Origin of the sequence: Lysobacter sp. CA199 (assembly GCF_052078715.1) — a bacterium.
In the GTDB taxonomy this organism is placed as follows: Bacteria; Pseudomonadota; Gammaproteobacteria; order Xanthomonadales; family Xanthomonadaceae; genus Lysobacter.
In genome coordinates this window covers 90,470-99,959 of record NZ_JBQJIL010000003.1, presented here as the reverse complement: position 1 = coordinate 99,959, position 9,490 = coordinate 90,470, and the positions used below count along the sequence as shown (strand labels likewise).

At 67.2% G+C, this 9,490-nt stretch carries 6 protein-coding genes; 5 read left to right on the top strand and 1 reads right to left on the bottom strand.

Annotated features, from left to right (window positions below; translation table 11 throughout):
- Nucleotides 1-362: 362 nt before the first annotated feature.
- Nucleotides 363-680, bottom strand: coding sequence for a hypothetical protein (locus ACTOWJ_RS05145; RefSeq protein WP_441333529.1), 318 nt, complete (start codon nucleotides 678-680; stop codon nucleotides 363-365).
- Between the two features lie 362 nt (nucleotides 681-1,042).
- Between ACTOWJ_RS05145 and ACTOWJ_RS05140 the strand changes: the two genes are divergently transcribed.
- The 5 genes from ACTOWJ_RS05140 (at nucleotide 1,043) to ACTOWJ_RS05120 (ending at nucleotide 9,463) form a co-directional block, all read left to right on the top strand.
- Entirely contained in the window at nucleotides 1,043-2,503 is a 1,461-nt protein-coding gene (locus ACTOWJ_RS05140) for a TolC family protein (RefSeq protein WP_441333528.1), read from the top strand.
- Nucleotides 2,500-4,356 (top strand): HlyD family efflux transporter periplasmic adaptor subunit, encoded by a 1,857-nt coding sequence (locus ACTOWJ_RS05135; protein WP_441333527.1) that lies wholly within the window; start codon nucleotides 2,500-2,502, stop codon nucleotides 4,354-4,356. The genes ACTOWJ_RS05140 and ACTOWJ_RS05135 overlap by 4 nt, the downstream gene beginning before the upstream one ends.
- A 63-nt stretch (nucleotides 4,357-4,419) precedes the next feature.
- On the top strand, nucleotides 4,420-6,504 hold the full coding sequence (locus tag ACTOWJ_RS05130) for a hypothetical protein (RefSeq protein ID WP_441333526.1): 2,085 nt from the start codon (nucleotides 4,420-4,422) through the stop codon (nucleotides 6,502-6,504).
- Entirely contained in the window at nucleotides 6,497-8,485 is a 1,989-nt protein-coding gene (locus ACTOWJ_RS05125) for a preprotein translocase subunit SecA (RefSeq protein ID WP_441333525.1), read from the top strand. Before ACTOWJ_RS05130 ends, ACTOWJ_RS05125 begins: the two co-directional genes overlap by 8 nt.
- A gap of 207 nt (nucleotides 8,486-8,692) precedes the next feature.
- Entirely contained in the window at nucleotides 8,693-9,463 is a 771-nt protein-coding gene (locus ACTOWJ_RS05120; protein WP_441333524.1) for a thioesterase II family protein, read from the top strand.
- The last annotated feature ends 27 nt before the right edge of the window (nucleotides 9,464-9,490 follow it).

Sequence of the window (9,490 nt, the reverse complement as noted above, 5' to 3'; positions counted from 1 at the left end):
GGCCGGCCAGGCACGGCGCAGCGAGCCCCGGCTCGCTGCGCCGATGCGGAACGGATTCCATGCGCAACGCACGCAAGTCACTCGAACCTGCCGCGCCGGCCGATGCCGACGCGGCATCGCCTTGTCGCGGGTACGATCCGACGTCGGCAACGCAGATCCGCGCGTGCCCTGGATGCCGTCGCCCGTATCTGCGAGCGTTTTTTTATGAAGTCGCGACCCGATGCGTTCCGATCGGCGCGTCTGTTTCGGCTATGCGGCCGACCGCCCACGGCGGCGCCGCGCGCATGACGCGCGCCGTCGAAGAAGCATCGAAACCACCAGCGACGCGCGGCACCGTCGCCGCGCTGGATTCGGCCGCCCGATCAGTCGCCCATCGGCGGCACGATCACCACGTTGCGCAGGCCTTCGCGCCGCGCCAGGCCGGGGCCGTATTCGACCACCTTGTCCTGTTTGAGGATGACCGTGTAGTTGGTGTTGAACAACGAACGGCGATTGCGATTGCGGTACAGATAGGTCAGCACTTCGAAATCGCCGACCATGCGCATCGCATCCGGTTTGCCCAGATGGCTGATGACATATTCGCGGCTGCTGTCCGGCTCCAGGTCGCGGATTCGCTGACCGGTGGTCTTGCAGCCGGCCAGAGTGGCCACGATCAGGGCCACGGTTACTGCGTGTTTCATGAACTCTCCTGTTTCCCCTGTCGGCCGTTCATCCAAACGGCCGTTTTCCCCGCGGCCATGATAGCTCAAGCGCTCGTTCCACAGCGCCGTCGGGCACCGTCGATATCGCTTTTTCAGCGCGCTGGCACGACCCTGCGGCCAATGCTAAAGTCGCGCCGGAAACAGGGGAAAACGCCGATTTCGTACATCGGGCACCGGCCGGGCCGGGCCCGCTGGCGGTCGTGCTGGGGCGCAGTTCGGGGAGCCCCTCCCTGTCAGGATATGAACGGGGACACGTCGCAAGATCCACCTCCCTACGCACGGGGTTTCGCCCGCGCTGGATCTGAACGGCCGACCCGCGTGCAGCAGTTCCAATGGACGGCGTGAAAAACCCTATCGGCTCGACCCCCCGCTTTCTGCTGCGCACCGGCCCGGTGTCGCTGGCGCTGGCTTTTTGTCTGAACGCCGCCGCGCAAGAGCGCGCCGCAAACGAGCCGGTATCGCTGGGCGAACTGTTCGCGATCGCGCGCGAGAGCGAACCCAACGTACGCGCCTCGGCAGCCAATGCGCAGGCCGCCGACGCGCGTACCCGACAGGCGTTCGGCGCGATGCTGCCGCAGCTGTCGGTCAGCGCCAACCGCAACCGCAACCGGCGCCGCTACGAAACCGAAGGCCGTTTACCTTCCACCACGCGCGATCGTTACGACAACGATTCGGCCCAGCTCACCCTCAATCTGCCGCTGTGGCGCCCAGCCAACCACGCCGCGCTTCGGCAATCGCGAGAAGCCGGCCAGCAAGCCGAATTCCAGCTCGAAGACGCTGAGCAGCAGTTGTATCTGAAGCTGGCCACGGTGTGGTTCGAACTGATGGAAACGCGCGATGCCGCCGAGTTCACCGCCGCCCAGCGCGATGCGCTCAAGGCGCGCTGGGACATCGCGCTCAGCGGCGTGCGCCACGGCCAGGCCAGCCCGCCGGAAGCCGAAGAAGCGCGCGGCAAATACGAATCGGCCAACGCAGACGCCGAGTCGGCCAAGCTCGACCACGACACCAAGCTGGCCGAACTGGAGCAGTGGCTGGGCCCGGCCGAGGAATTGATCCAACCCTATCTGCGCGACGACGCCAGCATTCCCGACACGCTCGGCGGCGACACCGACGCCTGGCTGGAACAGATCGACAGCCACAGCCCGGCCGTGCGCGCCGCGCGGCGGGCGGTGCGCGTGGCCGAAGAGGAAGTCGGCAAGCAACGCGCCGGCCATCAGCCCACCCTGGACCTGGTCGCGAGCTACGGCAACAACACCCAGGACGTGGGCAACTTCCCCGGCCAGAGCGGTTACGACATCAAACAGTGGAACGTCGGCGTGCAGCTCAACGTGCCGCTGTACAGCGGCGGCACGATATCGGCCAAGGTGTCCGAAGCGCGCGCCATGCTCGACAAGGCGCTGGCCGAAGCCGAAGCCACCCGGCGATTGGCCACGGTCAACGTCAAGAGCGCGCGGCTGAGTTGGCTGGCCGGGCAGTCCAAGGCCAACGCGGCGCGGATCGGCGTGAGCGCCGGACAATTGGCGCTGACCGCGGCCGAGCGCGGACTGGCGCGCGGGCTGGCGGTGCAGGCCGACGTGCTCGATGCGCGGCAGAAGATCGCCACCTCGCTGCGCGATCTGCGCAAGGCGCGTTATCAGCAGTTGGTCGCCTCGTTGAAACTGCGCGCCACCTTGGGCCAACTCGGCGCCGCGGACATCGAAGAACTCGACGATTTGTTCGCGCCACAGCCGCAAGCGCCCGTCAGCGCAAGCGCGCCGGCGCTGGCGGGCCAGCGCATCGCGCGCGCGGAGCCGGCCCGATGAACGCCTTGCCGGCCACCGCCGCCACCTCGCCCGCGTCATCGCCGACGCCTGCCAACGCCTGGGAGCTGTTCGTCCATGCGCAGACCTCCGACGCATTCTGCTCGGCCTGGCTCGGCATCCTGATCGAGAAGTTTCCGCAGATTCGCCAGGCCGCGGTGCTGATCGAAAGCGGCGACGGCAATACCTTCGGCCCGATCGCGGTATGGCCGGCGGCCAACGCCGACATGGCGCGCATGGGCGAAGCCGTGCAGGCGGCCCTGGGCGAGCGCCGGGTGGTCGTGCAAGCCGCGCCGGAGGAGTTTCCCGGGCGTCTGCACATCGCCTCGCCGATCGCCAGCGGCGAGCGCGTCGCCGGCGCGGTGGTGCTGGAAGTCGAGATGGCCCAGGCCGCGACCGCGCCGTTGCTGCGCGAACTGCACTGGGGCGGCGCCTGGCTCAGCAATCTGCTCGGCAAGCGCGATCTCGACGACGCGCTGTTGTCGAGCAACCGCTCGCTCAGCGTGCTCGAAGCGCTGGCCACCGCGCTGCGCCACGAGCGCTTCCAACAGGCGCTGGTCGATCTGAGCAACGATCTGCGGCGGCGCATCGATTGCTCGCGGGTCGCGATCGGACTGGTGCGCGACGCCAAGGTGACGCTGTCGGCGTTATCGGAAGCGGCGACCTTCGAAAAGTCTTCGCCGATGATCCAGGCCTACATCGACGCCATGGCCGAGGCCGCCGATCTGGGCCAGGCGGTAGAAATCGGCGAGCCGGGCGAATCCGCCGGCGCGGTGTCCTACCGCGCGCACGCCGAACTGCGCCGTCGCGTGGCCGCGCATTCGTTACGCACCACCCTGGTCGAACACGCAGGACGCGCGGTGGCGGTGATCACCATCGAGCGCGCCCAAGGCCCGGCGTTCAACGACGCCGAACGCAAATGGATGGATACCTTCGCGGCGCTGCTTTCGCCGGTGGTGCTGCAGCGTCGCGACGCCGAACGCAATTCGCTGCAAAGATTGTTCGACGAGTGCCGGCGCGGCCTGGGCGCATTGATCGGGCCTTCGCACCTGCTGTGGAAGCTCGGCGGCTCGATCGCCGCTATACTGATCTTGCTGATGATCGTCCTGCCCGTGCCCTACCGGATCTCGGCCAAGACCGTCACCGAAGGCGGCGTCCAACGCAGCGCGGCAGCGCCGTTCGAAGGCTTTCTCGGCGCCAGTTATGTCCGCGCCGGCGACGTGGTGCGACGCGGCCAGGCCCTGGCCAAGCTCGACGAACACGAACTGCTGGTCGAACGCGCCAAGTGGAGCAGCGAACGCGACCAGTACGACAACAAGCTGCGCGAAGCCATGGCCAGCCACGACCTGAGCGAAATCCAAGTGGTCAGCGCTCAGCTGGACGAAGCCCAGGCGCAGCTCACCCTGACCGAGGAAAAGCTCAAGCGCGCCACCGTGCGCGCGCCCTACGACGGGGTGATCGTCTCCGGCGATCTGAGCCAGCAGATCGGCACGCCGCTGGAAGCTGGCAAGCAGTTGTTCGAGATCGCCCCGCTCAACAGCTATCGCATCGTGCTGCAGATCGACGAACGCGAGATCGGCCAGATCCGCGCCGGACAACGCGGCCGACTGGTGATGAACGGCTTGGCCGACACGCCGATGCCGATTTCGGTGGTGCGGATCATGCCGGTCGCCACCGCTCAGGACGGCAAGAACTACTACCGCGTCGAGGCCAGGCTGCAACGCGGCTCGGCCCTGCTGCTGCCGGGCATGGAGGGCATCGGCAAGATCGAGGTCGGCGACCGCAAGCTGGGCTGGGTGCTGTTCCACTCCTCGTGGAATTGGCTGCGCCTGAGCTTCTGGCAATGGATGCCCTGAGCCGTGGCGCGCAGTCCGTTCAGTCCCTCATGGCATAGCGTGGCCGCGCTGCGACCGCGGCTCATGCCCTATGCGGTCGTGCAGCGCGTGGTCTATCGCGGCCGGCCTTGGTACGTGGTCCAGGACCAGACCGGCGGCAGGGTGTATCGGCTTACCGCCGCAGCTTATGCGCTGGTCGCCGGCATGGACGGCCAGCAGACGGTGAATGCGCTGTGGGAGCGCGCCAACGCCTCCGACGCGCGCGATGCCTGCACCCAGCCCGAGGTGGTCGATCTGCTGGTGCAACTGCATTCGGCCGATCTGCTGCAGACCGACGTCACGCCCGACTCGGCCAACGCCATCGACCGGCGCAGACGCAAGCGTCTGCAGACCGTGAAGCAATGGATACTCAATCCGCTGAGCCTGAAGGTGCCGGTGTTCAATCCGGACCGGCTGCTGACCCGTCTGATGCCGCTGTTCGCCTGGTGCTTCAGCCCGATCGGCGCGGCGTTGTGGCTGGCGGCGATGATTCCCGCCTTCGTGCTGGCCGCGCAGAACTGGAACGAGCTGACCCACAACCTGTCCGACCGGGTGCTCTCGTCGAGCAATCTGCTGCTGATGCTCGCGGTGTATCCGGTGGTCAAATTGCTGCACGAACTCGGCCACGGCTTCGCCACCAAGCACTGGGGCGGCGCGGTGCGCGAGCTGGGCTTGATGTTCCTGGTGTTCGCACCGGCGCCGTACGTGGAGGCGTCCTCGTCGGCGGCGTTCGAATCCAAGTACCGACGCGCGTTGGTCGCCGCCGCCGGCATGCTGGTCGAGTTGTTCCTGGCGGCCATCGCCATGTACGTGTGGCTGCTCGCCGAACCCGGCTTGGCCCGCGCCATCGCCTTCAACGTGATGATGATCTGCGGCATTTCCACCTTGGTGGTCAACGGCAATCCGCTGCTGCGTTACGACGGTTATTACATCCTCTCGGACTTGATCGAGATCCCCAACATGGCCCAACGCGGTCAGACTTGGTGGACGTATCTGTTCGATCGCTACGTATACGGCTCCAACGACGCAGTGCGTCCCGACGAAACCCCGTCCGAACAGCGCTGGCTGTTCTTCTACACGCCTCTGGCCTGGTGCTACCGCACCTTCGTCACCTTGTCGCTGATCTTCCTGGTGGCCGGGAAATTCTTCATCGCCGGGGTGATCCTGGCGTGCTGGAGCGCGATCGGGCTGTTCTTCACCCCACTGCGCAAGGCCCTCAAGCATCTGGCCAAGGGCGCCAGCCTCAGCCGGGTCCGCGATCGCGCCATCCGCCGCACCGCGTTGGCCTGCGCGGCGTTGATCGCGCTGCTGACCTTGGTTCCCGCGCCCCTGCGCAGCAGCGCCGAAGGCGTGGTGTGGTTGCCCGATCAGGCGATGCTGCACGCGCGGCAAAGCGGCTTCTTCGTGCACTGGCTGGTCGCGCCCGGCGCGAGCGTGCGCAAGGGCCAGGCGCTCTACGTGCTGGAGAATCTGCAACTGGGCGCCGAAGTTCAGCTCAACCGCGCGCGCGTGGCCCAGGCGCAAGCGCGCCTGGACGCGGAACAATTCACCGCGCCGGCGAAGTCCACCGTGCTGACCCGGCAATTGCTCGAAGCCGAGGAAGTGCTGGGCCACGCTCGCCAACAACAGCAGCGCCTGGTCGGCCATGCCGAAACCTCGGGAACCCTGGTCGCATTGGCGCGGCAAGACATGCCCGGCCGTTACTACCGCAAGGGCGAACTGATCGGCTACGTCCTGCGCGACAGCGACCTGCTGGTGCGCGTGGTGGTGCAGCAGGACGATGTCGATCTGGTCCACCAACGCCTGCGCGCGGTCGCGCTGCGGCTGTCGGATTCGATGGGCTCGCCGCTGGCGGCGCGGGTGATCCGGGAATTCCCCGGCGGCCTGTTCCAGTTGCCGTCCGCGGCGTTGAGCCTCAACGGCGGCGGCGCCATTCCGACCGATCCGAGCGACCAGAACAGCACCAAGACCCTGCAACGTGTGTTCCTGGTCGACGTCAGCCTGCCGCGCGGACGCACGCCCGCGTTCGGCCAGCGCGTGCACGTACGATTCGATCACGGCAGCGAATCGCTCGCGCGACAGGCGCTGCGGCGCATGCGCCAAGTGTTCCTGCGCCACTTCAATGTCTGACGTACGCGCCCTGCTCGCCGGACGCCGGCTGCAACTGGGCGACGGCCCCTATCTGGAACGGTTGGACCCCAAGCGTTCGGTCTGGGAAGACCGGCTGCGCGCGTGGCTCGACCGCTTGCCGCGCCTGGACGGCCGCAGCGCGAGGGCATTCCTGGCCGCCACCAACCGCCTGGAAGACGGCGTGCGCGCGCTCGACGACGACGCGCTGCGCGCGCGGCTGGGCGCGGTCGCCGCGCGCATGCGGCGCGACGGTTTCAACGACCGTACTCTCGCCGAAGCGTTCGCGTTGATCCGTGACGCCTCGCGCCGCACGCTCGGCATGCGCCATCACGATGTCCAGTTGCTGGCCGGGCGCACCCTGCTGCGCGGACGCCTGGCCGAGATGTCCACCGGCGAAGGCAAGACCCTGGCCGCGACCCTGGCCGCGTGCTCGGCGGCGACCAGCGGCGCGGCGGTGCATGTGGTCACCGTCAACGATTATCTGGCCGAGCGCGACGCCGAACACAATCAACCGCTGTTCGCTTTTCTCGGCTTCAGCGTGGGCGTCGTCCTGGAGAACATGACCATCCAGGACCGACGTACCGCTTATGCCTGCAACATCGCGTACGTGTCCAACAAGGAACTGACCTTCGACTACCTCAAGGACTGCATCGCCTTGGGAGAGCTGTCCAAGACCCAGCAGCGCATCCGCGAACTCGCCGGGCATCAGGCCGGCGAGGGGCCGATCCTGCGCGGCCTGCACGTGGCGATCATCGACGAGGCCGACAGCGTGCTCATCGACGAAGCCAGCACGCCGCTGATCATCTCCGAGAACCTGCCCGACGACATGGACCCGGCGATCTACGCGCAGGCCATCGAAGTCGCTCAGAGTCTGGTCTCGGGCAGCGAATACGCCTTCGACTCGCATCGCGACATCTGGCTCACCCCCGTCGGAAAACGCCGCGTGCGCAGGCAGACCGCGCCCTGGGGCGGCCTTTGGCTGTCCTCGCTATGGCGCGAGGAACTGGTGCAGAAAGCGCTGTCGGCGGTGCACGGCTTCAAGCGCGATCAGCACTATCTGATCGCCGACAACAAGATCCAGATCATCGACGAATCCACCGGCCGGGTGATGGCCGACCGCACCTGGGAGCGCGGCCTGCACCAGATGATCGAATCCAAGGAAGGATGCGAGATCACCGGACAACGCCGCACTCTGGCCCAGATCACCTACCAACGATTCTTCGGTCGGTATCTGCTGCTGTGCGGAATGACCGGCACCGCGCAGGAAGTCGCCGCCGAGGTCAAGCGCAGCTACGATCTCTCCGTCACCCGCATTCCCACCCACAAACCCAGCAGGCGGGCGCGTCAGTGCGATTGCGTATGCGTGAACTCGCAGCTGCGCTGGATCGAAGTGGCCCGGCGCGCGCAGCAAGTAGCCGCGCAAGGACGCGCGGTGCTGGTCGGCACCCGTTCGCTGGAAGCCTCCGAACAACTCAGCGGCTTGCTCGAGGCCGCCGGAGTGGAGCACACCGTGCTCAACGCGCGCCAGGACAAATCCGAAGCCGACGTGGTCGCGCAGGCCAGTCAGCCCGGACGCATCACCGTGGCGACCAACATGGCCGGCCGCGGTACCGACATCAAACTGACCCGCGAGGTCGAACAGGCCGGCGGTCTGCACGTGATCCTGACCGAGTTCCACGAATCGGCACGGGTAGATCGGCAGTTGTTCGGCCGCTGCGCGCGCCAGGGCGACCCAGGCAGCACCGAGGCGGTGGTCAGCATCGACGATGAATTGTTCCGCCGCTTCGCCCCGCCGGCCGGCCGCTGGCTGATGGGCCTGCTGGTTCGCGAACGCCGGCAGAGCAGCCGCTGGCTGCGTTGGTGGGCGACTTATGTGCAAGATCGTGCGGAACGGCATTATCGCCGCCAACGCGAAGACACCTTGAAGCGCGACAAGGAATGGCTGCGCGCCTTGGGTTTCGTCGGTAAGACACGCAAGTGACAGCGATCGCGGCGTCGGGATCGTGACCGCCTGGGCGTCCGCGCCGCGCGGAACCGCCTAGAATCTGCACCGACGCCGGTGCGCGAGAGTCGCTGCGGTTCGCGATGCGAGCCGCGCGACTGCTGTCACCGATCCGCCATGAACCCGTTCCGCCGATGTGCGGCGGGACCCAGCGCGCCCACTCACCCCACTGCCTACGCATCCATCATGAAACCTTCGTCCTGGCTGATCCGATTCGGCGACTCCCGCGACGCCCAGATGCGTTTGTTCGCGTTCCCCTTCTCCGGCGGCAGCGCGACCGCGTACGCGTCGTGGCGCGAATGGCTGCCTGCGCAGATCGAGCTGTACTGCCTGCAGTTGCCCGGACGCGGCGGACGCATGGCTGAGCCCCTGATCCGGGACATGGACGATCTGCTCGCGCGACTGCTGCCGGATCTGATGCCGCTGCTCGACCGGCCGTATCTGCTGTACGGACACAGCAACGGCGCGCTGATGGCGTTTTCCGCAGCCAACCGGCTGTTGCAGCTGGGCGCGCCGGCACCGCGCGCGATCGCGCTGTCGGCCAAATGCTCGCCGACCGTCGACCGGCCACGCGAGCGGGTCAGCGAACTGCCCGAAGACCGTTTCCTGGCCAAGCTCAAGAGCCTCAACGGCACGCCGCCCGCCTTGCTCAACGACCCGGAACTCATGCAGCTGTTCTTCCCCGCGCTGCGCGCCGATTTCTCCCTGGGCGAGAACTTCCGCCTGCCCGAGGTGCATCCGCAGCTCGCGCGGATTCCGGGTTTGATCCTGGCCGGCGAACACGACGAAACCCAGGTCGACGACGTATTCGCGTGGCGCGATCTGTTCAAGGAGTCGCAGCAAGTGGCGATGGCCGGCGGGCATTTCTTCATCAACACCAATCCGGCGTTCGCGCGCACCTTGGGCGCATTCTTTCGAGCCCAGTGCGCGCCCGAGGCGCAGCCGGTTCCGGGCTGAAACGAAGCGGCCGGGACCGGCAGCCGC

Coding starts and splice junctions, on each gene's coding strand:
- ACTOWJ_RS05135 (WP_441333527.1), top strand. CDS start 2,500: ATGAACGCCTTGCCGGCCACCGCCGCCACCTCGCCCGCGTCATCGCCG.
- ACTOWJ_RS05130 (WP_441333526.1), top strand. CDS start 4,420: ATGCCCTATGCGGTCGTGCAGCGCGTGGTCTATCGCGGCCGGCCTTGG.
- ACTOWJ_RS05145 (WP_441333529.1), bottom strand. CDS start 680: ATGAAACACGCAGTAACCGTGGCCCTGATCGTGGCCACTCTGGCCGGC.
- ACTOWJ_RS05120 (WP_441333524.1), top strand. CDS start 8,693: ATGAAACCTTCGTCCTGGCTGATCCGATTCGGCGACTCCCGCGACGCC.
- ACTOWJ_RS05125 (WP_441333525.1), top strand. CDS start 6,497: ATGTCTGACGTACGCGCCCTGCTCGCCGGACGCCGGCTGCAACTGGGC.